Genomic DNA, 22,508 nt, shown 5'->3' with positions numbered 1-22,508 from the left:
CAGTTCCGATCCTGGAAACTGGCAGTGGTGGTGTAGCGGTGGCTCAGGCGGGCCAGGCGGTGACGGCCCGCAGGCCGCCGTCGGGCGCGTCCTCCAGCCATGCCTCCCCGCCGTGGCGGGCCAGCACCGCCCGAACCGTGGTGAGCCCGAGGCCGAGCCCGCCCCCGGAGCGCTCCAGGCGCTCGCCCTCGACGAAGGCAGCGTCGTGGCGGTCGGTCGGGATGCCGGTGCCGTCGTCGGTCACCGACACCAGCCAGCGGTCCCCGGCCCGCCGGCCGTCGACGGTGACGGTGACCGCCCCGTCGCCACCGGCGTGGTGCCGGGCGTTGTCGAGCAGCTCGTGGAACACCCACTCGACCATGTCCCGGTCGGCGGCCACCGTCGGGAGCCCGTCCGCCACCTGCACGACGACCTCGTCGGGGTCCAGCTGCTCCGCGACCCACGTCGCCACCTCGCCCAGGTCGACCGGTCCGGTCTGCAGCGGGCGGTGCTGGGCCCCGATGTAGCGCTGGACGCTCAGCACCATGTCCGCGGTCCGGTGGACCGCGGCGGACGACCGGGTCAGCAGCTCGCGGGACTCCTCGTCGAGCTCCGGGCCGGCGAGCTGCGCCAGCAGGTCGAGCATCCCGGTGGCGATGGCGAGCGGGTTGCGGAGGCCGTGGGAGACCATGCGCACGAAGCGGACCAGGTCCTCGGCCTCGGGCGTCTGCGGGTCGTGGGCGGCCACGGCCCCCATGGGAGCACACCGTCGCCGTGGGACGACCGTCGGAGCGCCCGTAGGGTCACCTCGTGCCCGATGCGCCGTCCCGCCCACCCGCCGCCTGGGTCTTCGAGGTCGACCCCACCGACATCGACCTCGGCACGGCCTTCGCCGACGGCGAGGCGATGATCCAGTTCGAGGTCGCCGACGACCGGGCCGCCCTGCTCGGGCCCGGCCAGCTCGCCCACCTGTGGGTCCAGGACCGCCTCGGCGACGTCGTCCCCGCCGGCATCTACGCCACCGGGAGCGTCGTCGGCCCGGTGGAGCTGGAGGACGACGAGGACGGCGAGCGCGTCGCCGTCGTCTCCGTGGGCTTCGACAGCCTGCGCTCGCCGATCGACGGCACGTCCCTGCTGGCGGGCGACGAGTTCGTCGGATCGCCCCTCCAGGACGGCGCCCCGGAGCAGAACCCGGTCCCGCTCGATGCCGCACAGGCCGCGGCGATCGCCGCCAACGACCTCGATCCCGGTCCGGTGGCCACCGTGCTGCTCGGCGTCGACGACGGCGAGGGGATCACGCTGCCGGCGCTCGAGGTGCGCCTGCCGAGCGACACGCTGCTCGTCGTCGAAGGGGTCGACCACGACGGCTGGACGGTGGTCCGCGGCACGCCCGGCATGGACGAGGTCGTGGAGCTCCCCGAGCAGCACGCCACCTTCATCGACGCCGTCGAGTACGTGGCCGCCGCCGTCGGCAAGGCCGGCGGCTCGCTGCCGGTGGTCGACACCGACGACGGCATCGAGGCCGTGGCCATCTTCGACGCCGACGGTGGCGTCTACGCCGTGCTCAAGGAGGCCGAGGACGCCTACACCTTCGCCTGGATCGACGACGACGGGGACATCGAGCGCCTCGACACCTATGCCACGCTCAAGGAGGCGATCCTGCTGCCCGTCCTGGACGAGGAGCTCTTCGGCGGGATGTGAGGCGCGCGCTACAGGAGAACTGCTGCCAGTTTCGATAGATCGGAACTGGCAGTGGTGGTGTAGCGGTCAGCCGGCCTTGGTGAGCGCCGGCTTGGGTCGCAGGTGGTACTCGTCGAGGTCGGCGTGGTTGGTGCGCCGGCGGTACTCGGTGGTGCGGCCCACCCAGTTGTTGGTGACCTTGCCGCCCTGCAGGTACCAGCTGTCCTCGATGAGCACCCAGGCGCTGTCGGCCAGGCGGCGGGACAGCTCGTCGTTGTAGGCCTGCTGCACCTCGGCCTTCACCTCGATCGCCTGGATCGACCGGGCCGCCATCTGGCGCAGGGCCGACAGGATGTAGCGGCACTGCGACTCGATCATCAACACGATGGAGTTGTGGCCCAGGTTCGTGTTGGGGCCGTACATGAAGAACAGGTTCGGGAAGCCGGACACGGTGAGGCCGAGGTGGGCCTGGGGGCCCTCCTGCCACTGCTCGTTCAGGTTCCGGCCCTCGGGTCCGGTCACCGTCATCGGCGTGAGGAAGTCCTGGGTGTGGAACCCGGTGCCCACGACGATGACGTCGACCTGGTGCTCGACGTGGTCCTGGTCCATCCCCGACACCGTGACGATGGCGTCGCCGGTGACCTTGTCGATCCGGTCGGTGACGATGTCGACGTCGTGCTCCTCGATCGCCTCGTAGAAGTCGTCGGAGAACAGGACCCGCTTGGCGCCCATCGGGTAGTCGGGCGTCAGCTTGGCCACCTTGTCGGGGTCGCTGATCTTCTCCTGCAGGTTCTTCACCGCGAACTTCTGCATGAAGTCGCGCACGAAGGACTTCTGGTGCATGAGGTCGTACCCGAGCAGCTCGGCCCGGGCGAAGATCATGAACCGGCGCAGGTTGCGCGCCACCCGGCTGCGGCGGATGAGGGACTTCTCGATCTCGGTGTAGTCCCGGTCGTTCTTCGGGATGATCCAGTTCGGCGTGCGCTGGAAGACGGTGACCTTCGCTGCATCCTTGGCGATCTGGGGCACGTACTGCACCGCGCTCGCGCCGGCGCCGATGGACGCGACCCGCTTGCCCTTCAGGTCGACCGAGTGATCCCACTCGGCGGAGTGGAAGACCGGTCCGGCGAAGGAGTCGAGCCCGTCGATGTCGGGCCAGCGGGGCCGGCTCAGCTGGCCGGTGGCCGAGACCACCACGTCGTAGCGCTCGGTCGTGGTCTCCCCACCCTCCGGGGTGGCGTCGACGTCCCAGGCGCCGACCTCCTCCACCCAGCGCAGCTCGGTCACCGGCGTCTCGAGGCGGATGTGGGCCCAGAGCCCGTAGGTCTCGGCGCAGTGCTCGAGGTAGTCCTTGATCACCGGCTGGTGGGACCACTTGTTGGGCCAGTCGAAGTTCTCGAACGAGTACGAGTACAGCGCGGAGGGGATGTCGCACTCGGCGCCGGGGTAGGTGTTCGCCCGCCACGTGCCACCGATGGCATCGGCCTTCTCGAAGATCGTGAACGTGTCGATGCCCTGCTGCTTGAGCTGGATGCCCAGGCCCATGCCGGCGAAGCCGGAGCCGATGATGGCGATGCGTGGCACGAAGGGACCCCCTGGAGCATGACGACGAGTTCTGGCAACGACCGTATCCTGCGGCGGGCACCCCGGCCACGTCCCGGAAGCGGCTCGGACGCAGTAGGAGGTGCATCGGCCGGCGGCGAACCATCCGATGTGACCGAGATGTCCGATCCGGGTGGTGCGCTCACCAGCGCGCCGGCGTCGCGCGTCGTCGTCGAAGCCCTCGGGTCGGTCCTGGACGGCGACGCAGCCGCCGCCCGCGACCTGCTCGTCGCCGGTGCCGAGGCCACCAGCTGGGCCGCCGTGCTGCGCCGCCTCGACGTCGCCGGCCGCGCCCTCACGCTCGACGCCGCCATCGCCCCCTCCGGCGCGCGGGCCTGGACGGCCCACGTGGCCGCCCTCGCCGCTGCGGCCGGGGTCGATCCGTTGCCTCCCGGGATCTCCGACGTGCTCGTGGCCTGGAGCCGGGGGGACGGCATCCCCGTGCAGGTCGACCTCACCACCGACCAGGTCGGGATCGTGCCGGAGGCCGAGCGCGCCTGGGCCGCGGTGCTCGTGCTGGCCTGCTTGGTGGACCGCTCGGGCTTCCCGCCCCAGGTGGTCGCGTAGGTCTGCCGCCCGGCTGCGGTTGCCGTCGGCTCCGACACCGCTGCGGGCTCGGGGCCGGGAGTAGCGTCGGTCACACGTGGCCCGGACCGAGCCCGCGTGCACCACATGGCAGACGACCAAGACCTCGACCTCGATCTCGACCTCGACGTGCCCTCCCGGGGCACCGCGCCACGCGTCGCCGTGGTCGCCGAGGACGAGCCCGGCATCCGCTCGCTCATCGTGTCGCTGCTGACCCTGGACGGGTGGGAGGTGCACGTCACCGACACCGGGGAGAACGTGGCCGACCTCATCGACCAGCACCACCCGGTCCTGTGCCTGCTCGACGTGATGATGCCGGGCATGGACGGCGTCGAGGCCATGGAGGAGGGTCGCTCGCGCGGCCACGGCGCCCCCGACGGCACCGTCTACGTGATCCTCACCGCGCTCGCCGGCCAGGAGGACGTGATCCGCGGGGTCGTGTCCGGCGCCGACGACTACATCACCAAGCCCTTCGACGTCGACGACCTGTCCGACCGGGTGGCGCGCTGGTGCGAGGCGACGGGCTGGGAGCTCGTCGACGCCGAGCACCCCGGTGCCGTGCACGAGCACCTGAGGTACTGATCCGTCGTGGGGGACGACGCGCCGGAGCTCATCGGGTCGAAGCGGCGGGGGCGCGCCGCGGTGCGCGAGCTCGACGACGGGCACCTCGTCGCCTCGTTCCAGCAGTCCCGTGACAAGGAGGCGGTCAACGAGCTGCTCCGTCGCCACGAGGGCCTCATCATGTCCGTGGCCCGGCGGTACTTCGTGCCCGGCGGCGACCACGACGACGTGCGCCAGCAGGCGATGATCGGCTTCTGGAAGGCGGTCCGCGACTTCACGCCCGACGCCGGCGCCTCGTTCCCGAGCTTCTCGCGCACCTGCATGCAGCGCCAGGTGATCACGGCGGTGAAGGCGGCGAACCGCATGAAGCACTCGCCGCTGAACGAGTCCGACCGCATCGCCCACCATGACGCCGAGCACGACGAGGACCACGGGTCCTCCGCGGTGCAGCTCCCGTCGGTGAGCCACGAGCGCTCGGCCGTGGAGCGCATGGACATGGACGGCAGCGGCGGCATGCCGTTCGGCCTCTCCGAGATCGAGACGCTCCTCGAGGCCCACGGGCACGAGCGGGTGCACGAGATCCTGCGGCTCCACTTCGAGGGCAAGAGCACCCGGCGACGCAAGGACGAGCCCGACCGCCTGTCGGAGAACGAGGCCCACGTGCTCGTCGGCCTGCTCAGCGGCAAGAAGTACCGCGAGATCGCCGACCAGATGGGCAAGACCGACAAGTTCGTGGACAACACCGTCCAGCGGCTGCGGGCCAAGCTCCGCCACCTCCTCGAGGACGGTCAGTAGCCCCCTCCGGCCCCGGAGCGGTTGCGCTGCCACGACCACCCCAGGGTGGCGATGGTGCCGAGGATGCCCAGCCCCCACACGGCGAGCACGCCGCCGAGGTCGGGCGTGTCCTGGGTGATGCGGGCCCGACCCTCGACCGGCAGCGTCGTCGTGGGGATCGACGAGGGGGCGCTCGGCGGCGCCGTCGTGGTGGTCGCCGGCGGCTCCGTGGTGGGCGCAGCTGTCGTCGGTGACTGCGTGGCCGGTGGCGCGGTCGTGGGCGGCACCGTCGTCGTCGGGGCCTCGGTGGTCGTCGGCGCCGTGGTCTCGGGCGGCGTCGTGGTCTCCGGCACCGGCTCGGTGGTGGCCGGCTCCGTGGTGGTGGGCAGCAGCTGCGCGCCCGCCCACCCGGGGGTGGCGAGCACGGACGCCAGCGCGACGACGCCCGACGCGACGGCGGCGCGGACCGGGCTGATCACCGAGCGGTCAGGCGCAGTCGCGGCAGACGTCACCGTCGAAGAGGTCCTCGGACTTGGTCACCAGGCACACGGTGCAGCGGCGCTCGGCGCGGGTGACCTGCGACGGTCGCTTCGGCGCCGGGGTGCGCGAGGCGCGGGGCCGTCCGCTCCCACCCGAGCTCGTGGTCCGGCGCCGCGGCGGTGTGGCGGCCGGCCGGTCGAAGGGGTCCTCGCCCAGCTCGCCCCGGCAGCACTGCAGGGCCAGGTCTCGCAGACGGCCGTCGGGGACGTCCTCGAGCATCGAGCGCTGGTCGGGCAGGTGATCGAGCCGGGCGGGCAGGGCGGTGAAGGGGAGGCGGCGGCGCCAGTCGACCGGCCGCCGGTGCTGCGCCCGGTCGCCGTCCAGGTCGCCCCGGTAGCGGTAGTCGCCCGTGACCACGCCGCAGGCGAAGCCGCCGGCCACCGGGTCCAGCAGCAGGGCGACGTCGGCCACCCGGATGCGCCGCACGAAGCTCAGGAACAGGGCGGCGTCGGCCTCCTGGTGCTTGGTCGGCTCGTCGTCGAGCCCGACGCCGAGGATCTTGAGGGCCTTGGCCCGGTCGACGGCGTGCCCGTCGGGGAACTGGGGGAAGGCCACGCCGATCTCCCCGTCGTCCAGGAACGAGCGCACGAGGCGGTCCTTGGGACCGGCCCGCAACACCCAGATCGTGGCCATCTCGTCGGCGTGCAACATCAGGATCCGACCCTACGCTGGCCGGGTGCACGTGTGGATCGACCAGGACCTCTGTACCGGCGACGGCCTGTGCACCGACCACTGCCCGGAGATCTTCGTGATCCTCGAGGACGGCATCGCCTACGTGCGCGACGGCATGGACATCGGCAACGACCCCGGCGGCGCCGGCTCGATGGTGCCCGTGGCGCCGGACTTCCAGCAGCGGGTGGTCGACTCGGCCGAGCTGTGCCCGGGCGAGTGCATCTTCATCGAGATCGACGAGTCGGACCTCGGCGAGCTCGCCAACCCTCGGTCGCAGGGCGACCTCCGGGTTGGTTGACGGATGCTTCGCATCCGTCTCCGGATTCAGCCCTCGACCTCGATGGCGAACTCGGGGCAGTTGTCGGCGCAGAGCTTGGCCTTCTCCTCCAGCTCGGCGGGGACCTCGCCGGTGACGAGCAGCACGGCGTAGCCCTCCTCGTCGACGTCGAAGAGCTCGGGGGCGAGCTGGTAGCAGCGGTTGTGGCCCTGGCAGGCGTCGCGGTCGTAGATGATCTTCACGCCGAGACCTCCTGGCCGAGCACGCGGACCGGCAGGCAGCGGGGCCCACGGACCTGGCCGGTGGACCACCGCACGGTGCCGGGGTCGGCCAGCTCGAAGTCGGGGAAGCGCTCCATCCACTCCTCGATGGCCACGGTCAGCTCGAGGCGGGCCAGGTTGGAGCCGAGGCAGCGGTGGATGCCGAGGCCGAAGGCCGAGTGGCGGTTGCGGGCCCGGTCGATGACGAACTCGTCGGCCTGCTCGAAGGCCTCCGGATCGCGGTTGTAGGACGGGAAGGACAGCAGGAGCCAGTCCTCCTTCTTGACCGGGCACCCGCCGACCTCGGTGTCCTCGGCGGCCAGGCGGGCCATGGTGACCGGGGCGTAGAAGCGGAGGAACTCCTCGATGGCGAACAGGCGCACGTCGGGGTCCTCGACCCAGCGGCGACGGTCCTCGGGGTGCTGGGCCAGGTGCCAGAGGCTGGCACCGATGGCCGACCAGGTGGTGTCGATGCCGGCGATGAGCAGCAGGGCGATGGTGCCGAACACGTGCTCGTCGCTCAGGTGGTTGCCGTCGGGGTCCTCGACCGTGAGCAGGTACGAGATGAGGTCGTCGCCGTCGGCGCCGGTCTCGCGGCGCTCCCGGATCTTCTCGCTCAGGTAGGCGACGAGGGTCTCGCCCGGATCGATGTCCTCGTGCTGGCCGGGGGTCTCGAGGATCCGGTGGATGAACATGCGGAACTTGTCGCCGTCCTCCGCGGGCAGGCCGAGCATGGCGGCGATGACCCGCACCGGGATGTCCTGCGCGTAGGCGGTCGCGGCGTCGACCACGTCGCCGCCGGCGGTGAGCTCGGCCTCGACCTCGTCGAGGAGCTCCTGGCAGCAGGCCCGGGCCATGGGCTCCCACTCCGCGATCTTCTTGGGGGAGAAGGGGGGCAGCAGGAGGCGGCGGGCCTCCTGGTGGAAGGGCGGATCCGACGTGATCGGCGGGGCGTACCCCCGCGGCGCGATGTCGAGCTCGGGTCGGAAGTCGTTGATGATGATGCCGCGGCTCGAGAACCGGTCGGTGTCCTCGGCGATGGCGCGCACGTCGGCGGCCTTCGTCGGCAGCCAGGCGCCCCCGAAGCGCTCGGTGTGGGCCACCGGGCAGCGCTCGCGCAGGTCGTCCCAGATCTCCGGGGCGTTCGCCGCGTAGTCCGGGTGGGTGTGGTCGAAGTCCGTGGCCCAGTCCTCGACGGGCTGGCGCTTGGTCTCCGGCACGGTGTCGGTCATCTCGTCGTATTCCCCCGGTGATAACGGTTGTTATCGAGCATCGTAGCGTCCGACGTGTCGCGGGCCACACCGGCCGACGGAGAGCCGTCAGGTGCGCGGCTGGGGGCCTCGCTGGAGCGATCCCGGGCGTTCGCCGGTGAGCTCGCCGTGCTCGACGGTCGGCACGCCGCGCTTGAGGGTGGCCACGTAGCCGATCGCCTCCTGCAGGAGCCGGGTGCCGCCGGCGGGCAGGTCGGCGGCGAGGTGCGGCGGACGCAGGGCGAGCCGGTCGAGGTCGATGACGTTGAGGTCGGCCAGGTAACCGGGTGCGACCACGCCGCGGTCGTGCCAGCCGACGTGGGCGGCGGTGCGCTGGGTCTGGTGGTGGACCATGTGCTCGAGGCTCAGCTTCGGGCCGCGGGTGCGGTCGCGGGTCCAGTGCGTGATGGCCGTGGTCGGCATGGTGCCGTCGGAGATGGCGTTGCAGTGGGCGCCTGCGTCGGACAGGCCGACCATGGCGTGCGGCGACGACAGCATCTCGTGGACGTCATCGAGGCTGCCGTTGGCGTAGTTCATGAGCGGCACGTACAGCAGCGTGGAGCCGTCGCCCGTGGCGGCCGGACCGGTGAGCAGGTCGTAGAGCACGTCGAAGGGCTCGCGGCCCTGGGCGGCGGCGAGGCCGGCGACGCTGTGCTCGGGGGTCGGCTCGTAGTCCGGCGGATCGGCCAGCGGGTACATGCGATCCCAGCCCGAGTGGATGATCAGCGGGAAGCCACGGAGGTGCCCGGCGGCGGCCGCGTGCTCCTCCCGCAGGCGCTCGCGCACCTCAGGGGTGCGCAGCTCGGCGAGGCGGGCGGCGCGGTCGGTCGGCAGCCGGGACCAGGTGGGGGCGAAGAGGAGGGGGTTCGCCGACGCGTCGAGGCCGAGGAGCACCCCGATGGGTCGCACGGCCACCTGCGCCTTGGCGTCGGCTCCGGCCTCGACCCAGCTCCCGATGGCGGTGAGCAGCTCCCGGAAGCGGTCCGGGGTGTCGTCGTTCTGCTGGACGGTGAACGACAGCGGTCGGCCCACCTTCAGCGCCAGCTCGCCGAGCAGCTCGAGCTCCCGCGCGACGAGCTCGTCGTCGTCGGACTGGTAGGCGTCGGAGATGAGCTGGATGACGCCGGTGCCGGCCCGGGTGAGGGCATCCGCGATGCCGAGGACCTCGTCGGTGGCGGCGGTGAGCGTGCCGATGGACTCGCCCGTGCTGGTGCGGTGCACCCACGTGCGGCTGGTCGTGAACCCGAGCGCGCCGGCGCGGATGCCGGCCTCGCACAGCCGGCTCATGGCATCGATGTCGTCGGCCGTCGCCCGCTCGGTGTGGTCGGCGCCGCGTGCGCCCATCACGTAGGTGCGGAGCGCGGCGTGGGGGACCTGGGTGCCGACGTCGACGGTCCAGCGGTGGCGGTCGAGCACGTCGAGGTACTCGGGGAAGGTCTCCCACCCCCACGAGAGGCCCTCGGCCAGCGCGGTGCCGGGGATGTCCTCCACGCCCTCGAGCAGCGAGATGAGCCAGTCGTGGCGGTCGGGTCGGGCGGGGGCGAAGCCGACCCCGCAGTTCCCGGTGACGATCGACGTCACGCCGTTCACCGATGACGGTGCCAGGTCCGAATCCCAGGTGACCTGGCCGTCGTAGTGGGTGTGGATGTCGACCCAGCCGGGCGTCACGACCATGCCGTCGGCGTCGATGGTGCGCCGGCCCTCGCCGACGTCGTCGCCCACCGCCACGATGCGCTCGCCGTCGATGGCGACGTCGGCGCGCCGTCGCGGCGCACCCGTCCCGTCCACGATCGTGCCGTTGCGGATCACCAGGTCGTGCATGTCGTCCCCCGAAGGTCGTTCCTGGCAACGACCGTAGCCTCGGCCGGCGGCCCCGGGCCTACGGCGGGGTGGAGCCCTCGCTGTCCTGGAGGCGGAACCAGTGGTGGGCGTAGCCGGCCAGGGTGAGCTCGATGGTCGAGCCGTCGACCTCGTGGACCGGCTGGGCGGCATCGAGCAGATCGACGACCTGGTCGCAGCCCTCCATCGGGCCCAGGTCGATGCGCAGCAGGCGCGGGGTCGGGCTCAGGTTGTGGATCGCGACGACGGCCGAGCGCTCCCAGTCGCAGCGGTGGGCGAGCACGGCGTCGTCGCCGGTGTCGAGCAGCATCGTCGTGCCCCAGCCCAGCTCGGGCGTCTCGCGCCGGCGGCGGATCATCCGCTCCATCCAGGTGAGCAGGGAGTCGGCCCGCCGGCGCTGGTCTGCGACGTTGACCGCCAGCGGACCGAACTGGCCGTCGGGGACGGGACGGGCCAGGCGGGACGGCCTTGCCGGGGAGAACCCGGCGTTCTTGCCGTCGGTCCACTGCATCGGCGTGCGCACGCTCAGGCGGCCATCGATGTCGAGGTTCTCGCCCATGCCGATCTCCTCGCCGTAGAACAGCACCGGCGTGCCGGGGAGGCTGAACAGCAGGCTGTACACCATCCGGATGCGGTCCTGGTCGCCGTCGAGCATCGGCGGGAGCCGCCGGCGCAGGCCGCGACCGAACAGCTGCATGTGCTCCTCGGGGCCGAAGGCGTCGAACACCTCCTGGCGCTCGTCCTCGCTCAGCTGGTCGAGGGTGAGCTCGTCGTGGTTGCGCACGAAGATCGCCCACTGGGCGTCCTCGGGGATCTCCGGCCGGGCGTCGAGCGCGCCCCGGATCGGACCGGCGTCGCAGCGGGCCAGGGCCAGGTACATGGCCTGCATGAGCGGGAAGTCGAAGAGCAGCTCGAGCTCGTCGTCGTCGCCGAAGAACTCGACCAGCTGGTCCGGGGGCAGGTTGACCTCGCCGAGCAGCACCGAGTCGCCTCGTCGCCGGGCCATGAAGGCGCGCAGATCGCGGATCAGCTCGTGGGGATCGAGGGACAGCTCGCCGTCGGCATCGGTGGCCTCGGTCTCGATGAGGAACGGCACCGCGTCGACGCGGAAGCCGTCGACCCCGACCTGGAGCCAGAATCCGGCGATCTTGGCGATCTCCTCGCGCACGGCGGGGTTGCCGATGTTGAGGTCGGGCTGGTGGGAGTAGAAGTGGTGCAGGTACCACTCCCCGGTCTTGTCGTCCTCGGTCCAGATGCTGTCCTCGGCGTCGGGGAAGACGTTCTCGGCGTGGGGCTGCTCCGGCTCCTCCTCGGCCCACACGTACCAGTCCCGGTAGGGGCTGGCCTTGGAGCGGCGGGCGCTGCGGAACCACGGGTGCTGGTCGGAGGTGTGGTTCACGACCAGGTCGACGATGACGCGCATGCCGCGGTCCTTGGCCGTGCGGATGAACGCGACGAGGTCCCCGAGGGATCCGAGGCTCGCGTCGACCGAGTAGTAGTCCGTGATGTCGTAGCCGTCGTCCCGGTTCGGGGAGGGGTAGAAGGGCATCAGCCAGATGCAGGTGACCCCGATGCCGGCGAGGTAGTCGACCCGGTCGGTGAGGCCGGGGAGGTCGCCGGTGCCGTCGCCGTCGGTGTCGAGGAACGTCTCGACGTCCAGGCAGTAGATGACCCCGTTCTTCCACCACAGGTCGCTGGTGCGCGGGGCGCTCATCGGTCGCTCCCTCCGTCGTCGGCCTGCAGGGAGGGCAGGACGTGCTCGGCGAACGCGTCGATGAACGCGTCCTGGGTCTGGCCGACGTGGTGGAGCCAGAGCGAGTCGACGCCGAGCTCCACGTACTCCTGCAGCCAGGTGAGGTGCTGGCCGACGTCGGACGACACGAGCACCTTCTCCCGCACGTCGGCGGCGGTGACGTGGACGGCGGCGGCGTCGAACTGCGCCGGCATCTCGAGGTTCCAGGCCAGGGTGGAGTCGAACACGTTGGTGCGCCACTGCTCGTGGGCCACGGCCTCGGCGGTGGCCTCGTCGGGGTCGTAGGCCAGGTGCACCTGGAGGAAGATCGGCTTGCCGTCGCCACCGCCCTCGCGGAACGCATCGAAGACCTTCCGGAGCACGTCGTGGGGTTGGTTGGTCGTGATGAGGGCGTCCGCCCAGCCGCCGACCGTCCGAGCGGTCGCCTCGCTGATCGCAGCGCCGACGAGCATCGGCGGCTCCGACGGCAGGTCCCACAGGCGGGCCCGGTCGACCGTGACGAGGCCGTCGTGGGTGACCTCCTCCCCGGCCAGCAGGGCCTTGATGATGTCGACGCACTCGAGCAGGCGACGGTCCCGCGTCGGCTTGTCCGGCCATCGCTCGCCGGTGATGTGCTCGTTCAGCGCCTCACCCGACCCGAGGGCGGTCCAGAACCGACCCGGGTACATCTCGGCCAGGGTGGCGATGGCGTGGGCGATGATCGCCGGGTGGTAGCGCTGCACCGGGGCGTTCACCACGCCGCAGCGCCCCGAGGTGGCCTCGAGGGCGGCGCCGAGCCAGGACCAGGCGAAGCCCGAGTGGCCCTGGCGCTCGCCCCACGGGGCGATGTGGTCCGAGCAGCTCACGTCGTCGAAGCCGGCCCGATCGGCCCGCTTGGCGGCGTCGAGGAGGGCGCTGGGGGCCAGCTGCTCGTGGGACGCGTGGAACCCGACTCGTGTCATGGCTGGCGTCCGTACCCCGCCCCGTTTGGTTTCGCACCTCCGTTCGTGACCGGATCCGGTCATCGACGGGGGTGCGAACGCCTCAGAGGGCGAGGGTGGTCCGGAAGAACTCGAGGATGCGGTGCTCCATCGACTCGCGGTCGGCCTCCTGGCGGGGCATGTGCCGCTCGTCGGGGTACAGGAGCAGGCGGTGGTCGATGTCGGTGTGGACGAGCGCGTTGACGAGGCGAGCGGTGTGGCGGAAGTGCACGTTCTCGTCGATGAGGCCGTGCACGAGCAGCAGGTGGCGATCCCGCATGCCCTCGACGTGGGTCATCACCGACGCGCCGCGGTAGCCGTCGGGGTTCCCGGCCGGCGTGCCCATGTATCGCTCGGTGTAGTGCGTGTCGTAGCCGTCCCAGGACGTCACGGGTGCGCCGGCGCACGCGCTGCGGAACACATCGGGTCGCCGGGCGAGGCACATCGCGCTCAGGTAGCCGCCGTAGCTCCAGCCGTAGATGCCGACGCGGTCGGGGTCCGTCGTGCCCTCGGCGACCAGCGCCTCGACGAGGCGGACCTGGTCGTCGACCTCCACCGTGCCCATGCGGTGGTGCAGCGCGCCCTCGAAGGCCAGGCCCCGGTCGGTGGACCCCCGCCCGTCGATCACCGCGACGCAGAAGCCCTCCTGGCGCAGGAGCTGGGCCCGCAGCGCGACGGTGGGGGCCCAGGACCGGGTGACGAGCTGAGCGTGCGGGCCGCCGTACACCCACACCACCGTCGGGAACGGCCCCTCCCCGTCGGGGCGGTACACCGCGGCGTGCAGCTCGGTCGGCGGGCCCCCGGCATCGAGCGGCTCGGTGTCGACGGTGCGCAGCGCCGGCGGTCGGAGCGCGAGCTCGTCGACCCGGGGGTCGTCGGCGGAGTCGTGAAGGGCGTGGGTCCGGTCGCCGGCGTGGAGCACCGTCCGGGGCGGCGCGCCGGAAATCGAGGTGGTGTGCACCCAGGCGCCGGCCTCCGGATGGGCGACCGCGCCGTGGACCCCGGCCTCGGTGGTGAGCCGCTCGACCGGCCCGGCGTCGAGGCCGACGCGGTGGACGTGGCGCTCGAGCGGCGACGCTCCGGTGGCGCGGAACCACACCGTCCCGGCGCCGACCCCGACGACGTCGGTGACCACCCAGTGGCCCTCGGTCAGGACGTGGCGGAGTCCGCCGTCGGGCTCCCGCACCTCGAGGTGGCGGAACCCGGTCCGCTCGCTGGCCCACAGCAGCGACCCGTCGGGCAGCGGTCGGAGGACGTCGTGGAGGTTGATCCAGGTGTTCGACGCCTCGGTCCAGAGCAGCGTGCCGGGCACGGTGCCGTCCCGGGCTGCCGACACGTCGTACCGGACGACGTCGAGGCGGCGCTGGTCGCGCGACTGGAGCTGCACCACGACGGCCTCGTCGTCGACCCAGTCGACCCGAGCCACGTAGCGGTCGCCGCCGATGTCGCTGGCATCGAGGTCGAGCCAGGCCGGCGACGCCGCCCCGCTGCCGTCGGTGGGCACGACGCCCACCCGCACGAGCGCGTTCGCCGCTCCGGCGAAGGGGTACCGGTGGTCCTCCTGCGCGCCGGCGCCGACCTCGTCGCTGCCCTGGTGGACGATGCGGTACACGGGGATGTGGGTCTCGTCGACCTCGCAGAACGCGACGTGGGCGCCGTCCGGGGAGAACCAGAAGCCCCCGGGCCGGCCCATCTCCTCCTGGGCCACGTACTCGGCCAACCCGTTGGTGCGCCCGGTACCCGCCGCCCCGGCGGTGACCGCCAGCGGCGAGGCGGCCTCGACGTCGGCGACGTGGACCTCGTCGCCGGCGACGAAACCGACGAGGGTGCCGTCGGCGGAGAGCCGGGCGTCCAGGATGGCGCCGTCGACGGCGTCCGCCGGGACCACGAGGCGGGGCGGGTGGTCCTCGCCCCCGGCGAGGCCGTCGAGCAGCCACAGCCCGTCGGCCATCGGCACCAGCACCCGGTCGGCTCGGTCGGCCCACTGGTACCGGGTCACCCCGACGGCCAGCTCACGGGCCCGCTCCCGGCGCAGGCGCTCCTCGAGCCCGACGGTCGCCTCGTCGACCGCGGCGCCGGGCGTCGGGAGGCGGCGCGTCGTGCCGCGATCGACGTCGACGACGTGCAGCGACTGGTGGAGGCTGCCGGGCTCGGCGAGCAGGTAGGTCACGGCGCGACCGTCGGGCGAGAAGCGGACGGACGTCGGCGCGGTGGTGCCCGGCGCGGGCCGCCGGGCCACGTCGGTGGTGGTCAGCGCACGCATCGGCGCGACCCTACGGGGCGTCTTCCCCGGCGGGTGGTGGGGTACGGACCCCGACATGGCAGACCCCGAGCCAGGAGACGCACCGATGGATCCCCGCCATCCGAGCAAGCACGGCAACGAGGTCGTGGAACCCGCGACGCAGGCCGAGGTGAGCCGTCGACGCGACGCCCAGGCCGGGCAGACCGACGAGCTCCTCGGCACGCCCACCACCCCGGCGCTCCCGTCGTCCATGGGCAAGGGCATGTTCGCCGGCGCGGCCATCGGCGCGGTGGTCGGTGCACTGCTGCTGACGCCCCTGGCCTTCGCCAACATCCTCGATCTCGACTTCTTCGTCCGCCTGGTCATCGTCTGGGTCGCCGGCGCCGCGGCCGGCGCCACGATCGGCGCGGTGTTCTTCGCCGGCGCCAAGGCCGAGATGGACAACCCGGAGAACGACGAGTACCTCTACGCGGATGGCCCTTCGGACGACCGCCGCCAGGGACCTGGCCTCGACTGAACCCCGACGCCTCCGGGGGCTGCTCGCGCTGGTGCTCGGCCTCACCCTCGCCGCCTGCGGCGGCGACGACATCGCGGTCGAGCGCTCCGGCGGTGCAGCACCGCTGACCGCCGAACGCGCCGTCGAGGCGACGACCACGGCGGTGCCGACGACCCTCGCGCCGGCCACCACCGCCGCGCCGCCGACCACGGCGGCCCCACCCACCACGGCGGCGGTCCCGCGAGTCCTGGTCGACACGGGGTTCGCGCCCTTCGCCACCGTCGACCAGGTGGTGCTCGTCCACCCCGCGGCGCAGGTGGAGACGGTCGGGTTCCACGAGTCCAACCACGACGGCGCCCGCCAGCTGGCGCCCACGGAGTCCGCGGCCCGACCGATCGAGCTCGAGACGCGGGACCGAGGCACGGGTTCGCGGAGCGCGGCGGACGTCGTGGTCGCCCCCGACGCCGAGATCCGCTCGCCGGTCACGGGCACCGTGAAGCGGGCCGGCGGCTACATCCTCTACTGCGAGCACGACGACGACTTCGCCGTCATCGAGCCCGACGCCCGCCCCGGCTGGGAGGTCAAGGTCCTCCACATCGACGGCGTGCAGGTCCAGGCCGGTCAGCGGGTCGAGGCCGGTGCCACGGTGCTCGCCCCCCGGCCCACGCCGCTGCCGTTCGCGTCCCAGGTCGACGACCACACGGCGTCGCCGGCCTGGCCTCACGTGCACATCGAGGTCGTGGACACCAGCATCCCCGATCGTCCGTCCCCGGGCGGGAGCGGCTGCTGAAGCCACCGGTCGTCCACCTCGTGGCCATCGTCGATCCACCGCATGGCTGGTAGAAGGAGGCGGTGCGCATCCTCGTGACAAACGACGACGGGATCGACTCGCTCGGCCTGCACGTCCTCGCCCGCCGGCTCACCGAGGTCGGCGACGTCGTGGTCGTCGCCCCCGACCGGGAGTACTCGGGCTTCGGCGCCGCGCTCGGCACCCTCCACCTCATGCAGCCCGAGGTGCAGCGGGAGCACATCGACGGCGTCCCGGAGGCGTGGTCGGTCAGCGGCCCGCCGGCCCTGTGCGTGTACTTCGCGCGGTTCGGGTGCTTCGGGGACATCGACCTGGTCGTCTCGGGCATCAACCCGGGCGCCAACACCGGCCGGGCGATCTACCACTCGGGCACGGTCGGCGCCGCCATCACGGCCCGCAACGGTGGGCTCAACGGGGTCGCCGTGAGCCAGTCCGTGGTCGGGTTCGGCGTCGAGGGCCAGGGCTGGGACGAGATGATCCAGGACCAGCGATGGGACACGGCAGCCGAGGTCGCCGCCCGGGTCACCGAGGCGCTGATCGACGACCTGCCCGAGCCGCCCCTCGTGGTCAACATCAACGTCCCCAACGTCGGGCTGGAGGAGATCACCGCCTGGCGCCACGCCGAGGTGGGCGCGATCCCGCCGCGGTCGATGTCGTCGGCCACCCTCGTGCCCCGCGAGGGCTACGAGGAGACCTTCACGGTGGCGATGGAGTGGGGCGACCCGGTCGAGCTGCCGATCGAGACCGATGGCGGCTCGGTGGAGGCCGGTGAGGTGTCGATCAGCTACCTGAGTCGCATCGTCCACGAGCCCGGCTCGACGATCCCCGCCATCGACGGGGTGCTGGACGGGCTGACCGGCGGCTGACGTCGCCGACCGGGCGTCACCGCAGCGACGGGTGGGCCCGGGCCAGCACCGGCACCAGGACCTGGCGGGGCACCACGTTGGCGATCGCCGCACCGAGCCGGTTGAGCGGGCCCGGGATGCTGACCATGCGACCGTCCTCGAGGGCGTCCACCGCGATCCGGCCCACCTCCTCGACCGGGACCCACATGGCCTCGGGCAGGGGGTTGCCGTCGGCGAGGTCGTCCATGCCGGACGCGTGGCCGAACTCGGTGCGCACCGGGCCCGGGCACAGCGCGGTGACGGTGACCCCGTGGGGGCCGAGCTCGCCGGCGAGGGAGGTGGTGTAGGAGCGGACGAAGGCCTTGCTGGCGGCGTACCCGGCCTGGCCGGGCAGCGGCTGGTAGGAGGCGGTCGATGCCACGTTGAGGATCGCGCCTCGGCCCCGCTCGACCATGCCGGGCGCCACGAGCGCGCAGAGGTGGTCGACCGCCTCGACGTTGGTGCGCAGCATCTGGATCTCGCGGCCGGGGTCGACGTCGACGACGGGTCCGACGGTGGAGAAGCCGGCGTTGTTGACGAGGACCTCGGGCGTCAGCCCCCGCTCGGCAACGGCCTCCACGACGGCGCGGCGCTGCGCCGGCTCGGTCAGATCGGCCACCACGACCTCGGCCCGGATGTCGTGGCGCTCGGCCAGCTGGCCGGCCAGGGTCTCCAGGCGGTCGAGGCGGCGTGCGACGAGGGTGACACCGTGGCCCCGGGAGGCCAGGACGCGTGCGATCTCGGTGCCGATGCCCGAGGAGGCGCCCGTGACGATGCAGGTGCGATCCGGTGCGGGGGACGGGATGGGCATGGCCCGAGGCTACGGGTGCTCCGCGGGGATCGGCTCCTCGCCGCGCACGGTGATCCGCCACATCTCCCGGCGCTGGCCGGCGTAGTCGGCGATCGGGTTGTGCAGGGTGCACCGGTTGTCCCAGACGGCGATCGAGCCCGGTCGCCAGCGGAACCGGCACGTGTACGCCGGGTGCTGGGAGACGTCGAAGAGGTGGTCGAGCAGCGCCCGGCTCTCGTCCGGCCACCAGCCCTCGATGGACTCCGTGTAGCCCCAGTTGACGAAGAGCGCCGTGCGCCCGGAGTCCGGGTGCCGCCGCAGGATCGGCTGGGCCCGCCGCAGGTGGGCGTCCTCGCCGTAGCGGATGGCCATGTTCTCCACGAGCTCGTTGTGCGTGGCCTGGGCGCCGTAGGCCTTCTGCGGCGAGTGCACGGCCCGCAGGCCGGCGAGGGTGGATCGCAGCCCGGGGGACAGGTGCTGGGCGGCGAGGTAGAGGTTGGCCCAGAGGGTGTCGCCGCCGTGGTCGGGCACGTCGTGGCCGTAGAGGATCGTGAACGCCGGCGGCTCCGCCTGGAAGGACCAGTCCGAGTGCCACGCGCCGCCGAAGACGAGCGGCACCTTCTCGTCGGCCTCCTTCACCACCTTCACCACGTGGGGGTGGGACTCGAGCCCGTCCACGAAGGGGTCGTCGCCGTAGGGGCCCCATCCGGACGCGAACGAGGAGAACGAGTCCAGGTCCAGTGACTGGTCCCGGAAGAAAACGACGAGGTGGTCGACCGAGGCTTGGCGCACCTCGGCCAGGGCGTCGTCGCCGAGCCGGGTCACGTCGAGGTGCGCGCCGCCGGGACCGAAGACCTCGGCACCGAGGGCGCCGGCGAGGGGGCGCACCTCGATGTGGTCGTAGCTGCGGGCCTCGTTGTTGGCGGCATCGGTGGCGAAGATCATCGGGTGCTCCTGGCTGGGACGGCTGGACCCATTGGAGCGCACCTGCTCACAGGCGGACCAGCAGCTGGGCCAGGACGATCTTGGCCACCATGGCTGCGGGGTACAGGGCGGTGTACCCGAGGGGCACCTGCGGGCTGTGGTCGCTGGAGGTGTCGGCGAAGGCCAGCACGGCCGGCTGGGTCTGCAGGCCGGCGACCGCGCCGGACGCGGCGGGACCCTCCAGGTGGGCGACGCGACCGACCGTCCATCGCAGCACCAGCATCGCGGTGGCCACGACGGCGATCGACGCAGCGACGACCTTCGCGCCCTCGACGGTGAAGGCCGAGGCGGCGAAGGCCTCGCCCGAGCGCGTGCCGACGGCCGCGAGGAACACGACCGTGCCGAGGTGCCGCAGGCCGGTGGAGACCTGGTGGCCGATGCTGAAGCTCACGGGTCCGAGCCGTCCGGCGGCACCCAGCGCCAGGCCGGCCAGCAGCGCCCCGCCGCCGGCACCGAGGCGCAGGCCGCCCGGGAACGTGATCAGCCCGAACAGCACGCCGGCGACCAGACCGGCGGACAGGGCGACGAAGTCGATGTCGGTCAGCTGGGTCTCGGAGTCACCGAACAGGGCGCTCACGGCGTGCAGCTCGGCGACGGGTGCGACGACGCGGACGCGGTCTCCGGCCTCGAGGACCATGTCCGGGCGGGCGACCATGTCCACGTCGCTGCGCCGCACCCGCGTCGCCGTCGCGCCGAAGCGCCCGGCCAGGTCCAGCTCGCTCAACCGGCGCCCGACCACGTCGGGGTCCGAGACGGTGATGCGCCGGAAGTCCACGGTCGAGCGGTCGAGCGCCACCGCACCCTTCTGGACGTGCTCGCCGAGCGCTTCGACCACGGCGGCGACCCGGTTCGCAGGGCCCACGACGGTGACCACGTCCCCCTGGAGCACCACGGTGTCGGGCGTGGCGACCTCGCTGGTGCCGGATCTGATGCACCGGCCGAAGGAGACGTCGGACGGGAGCAGGCCGAGCGGCATGCGCTCCCGCGTCACGAGCACGGCCCACGCCACGATGTCGTCGTCGGGCTCGGGGCCGGGGCCGGTGCGCAGCGCGGCCGACGCGGCCAGCAGCGCGACGAGCACGCCGGCCGGGTAGGCGATGGCGTAGGTGATCGCCGCGCCGGAGCCGTCGGGTCCCGTCGCATCCAGCACCGCGCCGAGGGCCGGCGTGTTCGTGGTGGACCCGGCGAACAGCCCGGCGACCTCGACGGATCCGAGGTCGAGGACCGCCCCCGCGCCGGCCGCCACGATCGCGGCGGCGCCGGTGGCGATGGCGACGACGGCCAGGGACCGCAGGCCGTTCCCCCGCAGACCGGCGACGAACGCGGGGCCGGTGGCCAGCCCGACCGTGTAGGTGAACAGGACGAGCCCGAGCTCCATGACGTCCTCGGAGAGCACGAGCTCGGGCTCGAGGCCGGAGGCGGCGAGCCCGGCGAAGAGCACCGCGGCGGGGCCGAGCCCGACGCCGCGGATGCGAAGACGGCCGACGGCCGAGCCGATCCCGATCACCAGGAAGAGCAGCAGGACGGGGTGATCGGAGATCAGGTCCACCGACGCCATCCTGTCTGCCCTGGGCAGACTGCGCGTGTGGTCTCGGTGGCGCTCGTGCTCGGTGGTGGCGGCTTCGCCGGCGCGGCCTGGCACGGGGCGGTCCTGGCCGCGCTCGACGAGGCCGGATGGGACGCCCGGCGCGCCGATCTCGTGATCGGCACCTCGGCCGGCTCCAACGTCGCTGCGGTGCTGCGCCTCGGGGTGCCGCCCGCCGACCTGTTGGCCGGTGCGCTGGGTCGTCCGCTGAGCCCGGAGGGCGCGTCGCACGCAGCCCGCGCTGGCGGACCGATGGACCTGCCGGCGCCGAAGCTGGGCCTGGCCCGGCCGGTCGCACCCCGCCTCGCGCTCCGGGCCGTCGCCCGGCCGTGGCGGTTCAACCCGCTGCTGGCCTTGGCCGGGCTGCTGCCCACAGGCCGGGTGCCGACCGCCGTCATCGGCGACCGGATCCGAGCCACCCACGACGATCCCTGGCCCGAGGATCCCACCTGGATCTGCGCGGTCCGCATGCCCGAGGGGCGCCGCACGGTGTTCGGGCGCGACGTGGACGCCGACCTCGCCACCGCGGTCGAGGCCTCGTCCGCGATCCCCGGCTACTTCGCTCCGGTCGAGCACGCAGGCGCCACCTACGTCGACGGCGGGGTGCACTCGCCGACCAACGCGGACCTGGCCGCCGGGCTCGGCTTCGACATCGTCGTCGTCTCCTCACCCATGTCGGGCACCCGTGCCGCGCTGCGGGCCGGCTGGACCGGTGCCCGACCGCTCCACCGGGCGACCCTCGCCCGCGAGGTGCGGGCCCTGCGCCGCCACGGCACCCGCGTGCTGGTGCTGCAGCCCGGGCCGGAGGTGGTGGCCGCGGTCGGTCCGAGCTCGATGGATCCCGCCCGGCGCCGTCGGGTCGCCGAGGTCGCCCACGCCGACGTGCAGGCCCACCTGGCGAGCCCGCTCGTCGCCGACCGCCTCGACCTGCTGCGGTCCTGAGCGCCCGGGCTCGCGGGTAGCGAGCGGGGACGACCGCCACGACGAGGAGGCACAGGATGACGACGTACGGCTACTTCCTGTCCAGCGAGGAGCACACCCCCGCCCAGCTGGTCCGCCAGGCCGTCCTGGCCGAGGAGGCCGGGTTCGAGGCCCTCTGGATCTCGGATCACTTCCACCCGTGGAACGACGCGCAGGGCGAGAGCCCGTTCGTGTGGGGCGTCATCGGTGCCATCGCCAACGCGACCTCGCTCCCGATCACCACCGCCGTGACGTGTCCGACGATCCGGATCCACCCGGCGATCATCGCCCAGGCCGCCGCGACCAGCGCGCTGCTCACGGAGGGGCGCTTCAACCTCGGGGTCGGCACCGGGGAGAACCTCAACGAGCACGTCCTCGGCGACCGCTGGCCGCCCGCCGACGTGCGCCTCGAGATGCTGGAGGAGGCCATCGAGGTCATGCGAGCGCTGTGGACCGGGGATCAGGTGACCCACCGCGGCCGGCACTACACGGTGGAGAACGCTCGGCTCTACACGCTGCCCGAGTCGCCTCCGCCCGTCTACGTCTCCGGCTTCGGTCCCAAGGCGGTGTCCCTCGCCGCTCGCATCGCCGACGGCTACTGCGGCACAAGCCCCGACGCCGAGCTCGTCGGCCAGTACCGCAGCGAGGGCGGGTCCGGTCCGGCCCAGGCCGGTGTGAAGGTGTGCTGGGGCCCCGACCGCGACCGGTGCGTGCAGACCGCGCACCGGCTGTGGGGGCCCAACGGCGTCCCCGGGGAGGCGTCCCAGGAGCTGCCGATGCCGGCGCACTTCGAGCAGGCCGGCGCCCTCGTCACCGAGGAGATGGTGTCGGAGAAGTTCGCGTGCGGCCCCGACCTCGACGAGCACCTCGGCTCGATCGGCGAGTTCCGCGAGGCCGGCTACGACGAGATCTTCGTGTCCCAGATCGGCGAGACGTCCGAGGAGTTCTTCCGCTTCGCCCGCGAGGACCTGCTCCCGGGGCTGCGCGACGCCGGCTGAGCACGGTCCCCGTCCGGTCGGAACGTCCCA

Annotated in this window: 23 protein-coding genes; 10 read left to right on the top strand and 13 right to left on the bottom strand. The window is 72.7% G+C overall.

All coding sequences use genetic code 11. The features are described 5' to 3' along the window. Positions 1 to 43: 43 nt before the first annotated feature. Positions 44 to 736, bottom strand: coding sequence for a sensor histidine kinase (locus tag RGQ06_RS05240; RefSeq protein ID WP_432427616.1), 693 nt, complete (start codon positions 734 to 736; stop codon positions 44 to 46). A gap of 53 nt (positions 737 to 789) precedes the next feature. Between RGQ06_RS05240 and RGQ06_RS05235 the strand changes: the two genes are divergently transcribed. Then, complete coding sequence (locus tag RGQ06_RS05235; protein WP_432427617.1) at positions 790 to 1,680, top strand: hypothetical protein; 891 nt, start codon at positions 790 to 792, stop codon at positions 1,678 to 1,680. A 66-nt stretch (positions 1,681 to 1,746) separates the two neighbouring features. Here RGQ06_RS05235 and RGQ06_RS05230 read toward each other — a convergent pair whose 3' ends face one another. After that, on the bottom strand, positions 1,747 to 3,243 hold the full coding sequence (locus tag RGQ06_RS05230) for a flavin-containing monooxygenase (RefSeq protein ID WP_432427618.1): 1,497 nt from the start codon (positions 3,241 to 3,243) through the stop codon (positions 1,747 to 1,749). Between the two features lie 138 nt (positions 3,244 to 3,381). Between RGQ06_RS05230 and RGQ06_RS05225 the strand changes: the two genes are divergently transcribed. The 3 genes from RGQ06_RS05225 to RGQ06_RS05215 all read left to right on the top strand — a co-directional run bounded on the left by RGQ06_RS05225 (position 3,382) and on the right by RGQ06_RS05215 (position 5,202). Continuing rightward, positions 3,382 to 3,828, top strand: a complete 447-nt coding sequence (locus tag RGQ06_RS05225) for a hypothetical protein (RefSeq protein WP_432427619.1) — start codon at positions 3,382 to 3,384, stop codon at positions 3,826 to 3,828. Positions 3,829 to 3,933: 105 nt separating this feature from the next. Continuing rightward, on the top strand, positions 3,934 to 4,428 hold the full coding sequence (locus RGQ06_RS05220) for a response regulator transcription factor (protein ID WP_432427620.1): 495 nt from the start codon (positions 3,934 to 3,936) through the stop codon (positions 4,426 to 4,428). 6 nt (positions 4,429 to 4,434) lie between these two features. Further along, complete coding sequence (locus RGQ06_RS05215) at positions 4,435 to 5,202, top strand: sigma-70 family RNA polymerase sigma factor (protein WP_432427621.1); 768 nt, start codon at positions 4,435 to 4,437, stop codon at positions 5,200 to 5,202. On the opposite strand, the gene RGQ06_RS05210 is transcribed toward RGQ06_RS05215, so the two are convergent. Together RGQ06_RS05210 and RGQ06_RS05205 are read right to left on the bottom strand one after the other, a co-directional pair. Continuing rightward, positions 5,196 to 5,693, bottom strand: coding sequence for a hypothetical protein (locus RGQ06_RS05210; protein WP_432427622.1), 498 nt, complete (start codon positions 5,691 to 5,693; stop codon positions 5,196 to 5,198). The two genes, RGQ06_RS05215 and RGQ06_RS05210, sit on opposite strands and share 7 nt — an antisense overlap. Then, positions 5,668 to 6,372: a hypothetical protein gene (locus RGQ06_RS05205; protein WP_432427623.1), complete on the bottom strand. Its 705-nt coding sequence runs from the start codon at positions 6,370 to 6,372 to the stop codon at positions 5,668 to 5,670. Before RGQ06_RS05205 ends, RGQ06_RS05210 begins: the two co-directional genes overlap by 26 nt. Positions 6,373 to 6,397: 25 nt before the next feature. On the opposite strand from RGQ06_RS05205, the gene RGQ06_RS05200 reads away from it, so the two are divergent. Continuing rightward, the gene (locus RGQ06_RS05200; protein ID WP_432427624.1) at positions 6,398 to 6,691 is read left to right on the top strand and encodes a ferredoxin; all 294 of its coding nucleotides are present in this window, start codon (positions 6,398 to 6,400) and stop codon (positions 6,689 to 6,691) included. A 26-nt stretch (positions 6,692 to 6,717) separates the two neighbouring features. Here RGQ06_RS05200 and RGQ06_RS05195 read toward each other — a convergent pair whose 3' ends face one another. From RGQ06_RS05195 to RGQ06_RS05170, 6 genes are all read right to left on the bottom strand, one after another. Next, on the bottom strand, positions 6,718 to 6,912 hold the full coding sequence (locus tag RGQ06_RS05195; protein ID WP_432427625.1) for a ferredoxin: 195 nt from the start codon (positions 6,910 to 6,912) through the stop codon (positions 6,718 to 6,720). After that, positions 6,909 to 8,162, bottom strand: coding sequence for a cytochrome P450 (locus RGQ06_RS05190; protein ID WP_432427626.1), 1,254 nt, complete (start codon positions 8,160 to 8,162; stop codon positions 6,909 to 6,911). The genes RGQ06_RS05195 and RGQ06_RS05190 overlap by 4 nt, the downstream gene beginning before the upstream one ends. A gap of 87 nt (positions 8,163 to 8,249) precedes the next feature. Next, the gene (locus RGQ06_RS05185) at positions 8,250 to 10,001 is read right to left on the bottom strand and encodes an N-acyl-D-amino-acid deacylase family protein (RefSeq protein ID WP_432427627.1); all 1,752 of its coding nucleotides are present in this window, start codon (positions 9,999 to 10,001) and stop codon (positions 8,250 to 8,252) included. Positions 10,002 to 10,059: 58 nt separating this feature from the next. Then, positions 10,060 to 11,733, bottom strand: coding sequence for an alpha-amylase family protein (locus RGQ06_RS05180; RefSeq protein ID WP_432427628.1), 1,674 nt, complete (start codon positions 11,731 to 11,733; stop codon positions 10,060 to 10,062). Then, positions 11,730 to 12,713 (bottom strand): TIGR03885 family FMN-dependent LLM class oxidoreductase, encoded by a 984-nt coding sequence (locus RGQ06_RS05175; RefSeq protein WP_432427629.1) that lies wholly within the window; start codon positions 12,711 to 12,713, stop codon positions 11,730 to 11,732. Before RGQ06_RS05175 ends, RGQ06_RS05180 begins: the two co-directional genes overlap by 4 nt. An 82-nt stretch (positions 12,714 to 12,795) precedes the next feature. After that, positions 12,796 to 14,994 (bottom strand): DPP IV N-terminal domain-containing protein, encoded by a 2,199-nt coding sequence (locus RGQ06_RS05170; protein WP_432427630.1) that lies wholly within the window; start codon positions 14,992 to 14,994, stop codon positions 12,796 to 12,798. A 55-nt stretch (positions 14,995 to 15,049) separates the two neighbouring features. Here RGQ06_RS05170 and RGQ06_RS05165 point away from each other — a divergent pair, with 55 nt between their 5' ends. From RGQ06_RS05165 to surE, 3 genes are all read left to right on the top strand, one after another. Then, complete coding sequence (locus RGQ06_RS05165; protein WP_432427631.1) at positions 15,050 to 15,490, top strand: hypothetical protein; 441 nt, start codon at positions 15,050 to 15,052, stop codon at positions 15,488 to 15,490. Further along, positions 15,447 to 16,259, top strand: coding sequence for a hypothetical protein (locus RGQ06_RS05160; protein ID WP_432427632.1), 813 nt, complete (start codon positions 15,447 to 15,449; stop codon positions 16,257 to 16,259). Before RGQ06_RS05165 ends, RGQ06_RS05160 begins: the two co-directional genes overlap by 44 nt. Positions 16,260 to 16,321: 62 nt before the next feature. After that, positions 16,322 to 17,143: a 5'/3'-nucleotidase SurE gene (gene surE / locus RGQ06_RS05155; protein ID WP_432427633.1), complete on the top strand. Its 822-nt coding sequence runs from the start codon at positions 16,322 to 16,324 to the stop codon at positions 17,141 to 17,143. A 16-nt stretch (positions 17,144 to 17,159) separates the two neighbouring features. On the opposite strand, the gene RGQ06_RS05150 is transcribed toward surE, so the two are convergent. The 3 genes from RGQ06_RS05150 to RGQ06_RS05140 are packed head-to-tail and all read right to left on the bottom strand — an operon-like array spanning position 17,160 to position 20,484. Beyond that, positions 17,160 to 17,972, bottom strand: a complete 813-nt coding sequence (locus RGQ06_RS05150; RefSeq protein ID WP_432427634.1) for an SDR family NAD(P)-dependent oxidoreductase — start codon at positions 17,970 to 17,972, stop codon at positions 17,160 to 17,162. 9 nt (positions 17,973 to 17,981) lie between these two features. Further along, positions 17,982 to 18,896: a TauD/TfdA dioxygenase family protein gene (locus RGQ06_RS05145; protein WP_432427635.1), complete on the bottom strand. Its 915-nt coding sequence runs from the start codon at positions 18,894 to 18,896 to the stop codon at positions 17,982 to 17,984. 46 nt (positions 18,897 to 18,942) lie between these two features. After that, the gene (locus tag RGQ06_RS05140; RefSeq protein WP_432427636.1) at positions 18,943 to 20,484 is read right to left on the bottom strand and encodes a TrkA C-terminal domain-containing protein; all 1,542 of its coding nucleotides are present in this window, start codon (positions 20,482 to 20,484) and stop codon (positions 18,943 to 18,945) included. Positions 20,485 to 20,520: 36 nt separating this feature from the next. Here RGQ06_RS05140 and RGQ06_RS05135 point away from each other — a divergent pair, with 36 nt between their 5' ends. Continuing rightward, positions 20,521 to 21,462, top strand: a complete 942-nt coding sequence (locus RGQ06_RS05135; protein WP_432427637.1) for a patatin-like phospholipase family protein — start codon at positions 20,521 to 20,523, stop codon at positions 21,460 to 21,462. 56 nt (positions 21,463 to 21,518) lie between these two features. After that, positions 21,519 to 22,478, top strand: a complete 960-nt coding sequence (locus RGQ06_RS05130) for an LLM class F420-dependent oxidoreductase (protein ID WP_432427638.1) — start codon at positions 21,519 to 21,521, stop codon at positions 22,476 to 22,478. Positions 22,479 to 22,508 lie beyond the last annotated feature (30 nt).

The sequence above is a fragment of the Salinilacustrithrix flava genome (assembly GCF_041228405.1).
Classification (GTDB): domain Bacteria; phylum Actinomycetota; class Acidimicrobiia; order Acidimicrobiales; family Salinilacustritrichaceae; genus Salinilacustrithrix; species Salinilacustrithrix flava.
The sequence above is the reverse complement of the archived record's forward strand: the minus strand, read 5'-3'. Positions and strand labels throughout refer to the sequence as shown.

Excerpts from the sequence above, each read along its gene's own strand:
- RGQ06_RS05240 (WP_432427616.1), bottom strand. The coding sequence starts at position 736 with ATGGGGGCCGTGGCCGCCCACGACCCGCAGACGCCCGAGGCCGAGGAC.
- RGQ06_RS05225 (WP_432427619.1), top strand. The coding sequence starts at position 3,382 with ATGTCCGATCCGGGTGGTGCGCTCACCAGCGCGCCGGCGTCGCGCGTC.
- RGQ06_RS05220 (WP_432427620.1), top strand. The coding sequence starts at position 3,934 with ATGGCAGACGACCAAGACCTCGACCTCGATCTCGACCTCGACGTGCCC.
- RGQ06_RS05205 (WP_432427623.1), bottom strand. The coding sequence starts at position 6,372 with ATGTTGCACGCCGACGAGATGGCCACGATCTGGGTGTTGCGGGCCGGT.
- RGQ06_RS05190 (WP_432427626.1), bottom strand. The coding sequence starts at position 8,162 with ATGACCGACACCGTGCCGGAGACCAAGCGCCAGCCCGTCGAGGACTGG.
- RGQ06_RS05185 (WP_432427627.1), bottom strand. The coding sequence starts at position 10,001 with ATGCACGACCTGGTGATCCGCAACGGCACGATCGTGGACGGGACGGGT.
- RGQ06_RS05180 (WP_432427628.1), bottom strand. The coding sequence starts at position 11,733 with ATGAGCGCCCCGCGCACCAGCGACCTGTGGTGGAAGAACGGGGTCATC.
- RGQ06_RS05175 (WP_432427629.1), bottom strand. The coding sequence starts at position 12,713 with ATGACACGAGTCGGGTTCCACGCGTCCCACGAGCAGCTGGCCCCCAGC.
- RGQ06_RS05170 (WP_432427630.1), bottom strand. The coding sequence starts at position 14,994 with ATGCGTGCGCTGACCACCACCGACGTGGCCCGGCGGCCCGCGCCGGGC.
- RGQ06_RS05165 (WP_432427631.1), top strand. The coding sequence starts at position 15,050 with ATGGCAGACCCCGAGCCAGGAGACGCACCGATGGATCCCCGCCATCCG.
- RGQ06_RS05160 (WP_432427632.1), top strand. The coding sequence starts at position 15,447 with ATGGCCCTTCGGACGACCGCCGCCAGGGACCTGGCCTCGACTGAACCC.
- RGQ06_RS05150 (WP_432427634.1), bottom strand. The coding sequence starts at position 17,972 with ATGCCCATCCCGTCCCCCGCACCGGATCGCACCTGCATCGTCACGGGC.
- RGQ06_RS05145 (WP_432427635.1), bottom strand. The coding sequence starts at position 18,896 with ATGATCTTCGCCACCGATGCCGCCAACAACGAGGCCCGCAGCTACGAC.
- RGQ06_RS05130 (WP_432427638.1), top strand. The coding sequence starts at position 21,519 with ATGACGACGTACGGCTACTTCCTGTCCAGCGAGGAGCACACCCCCGCC.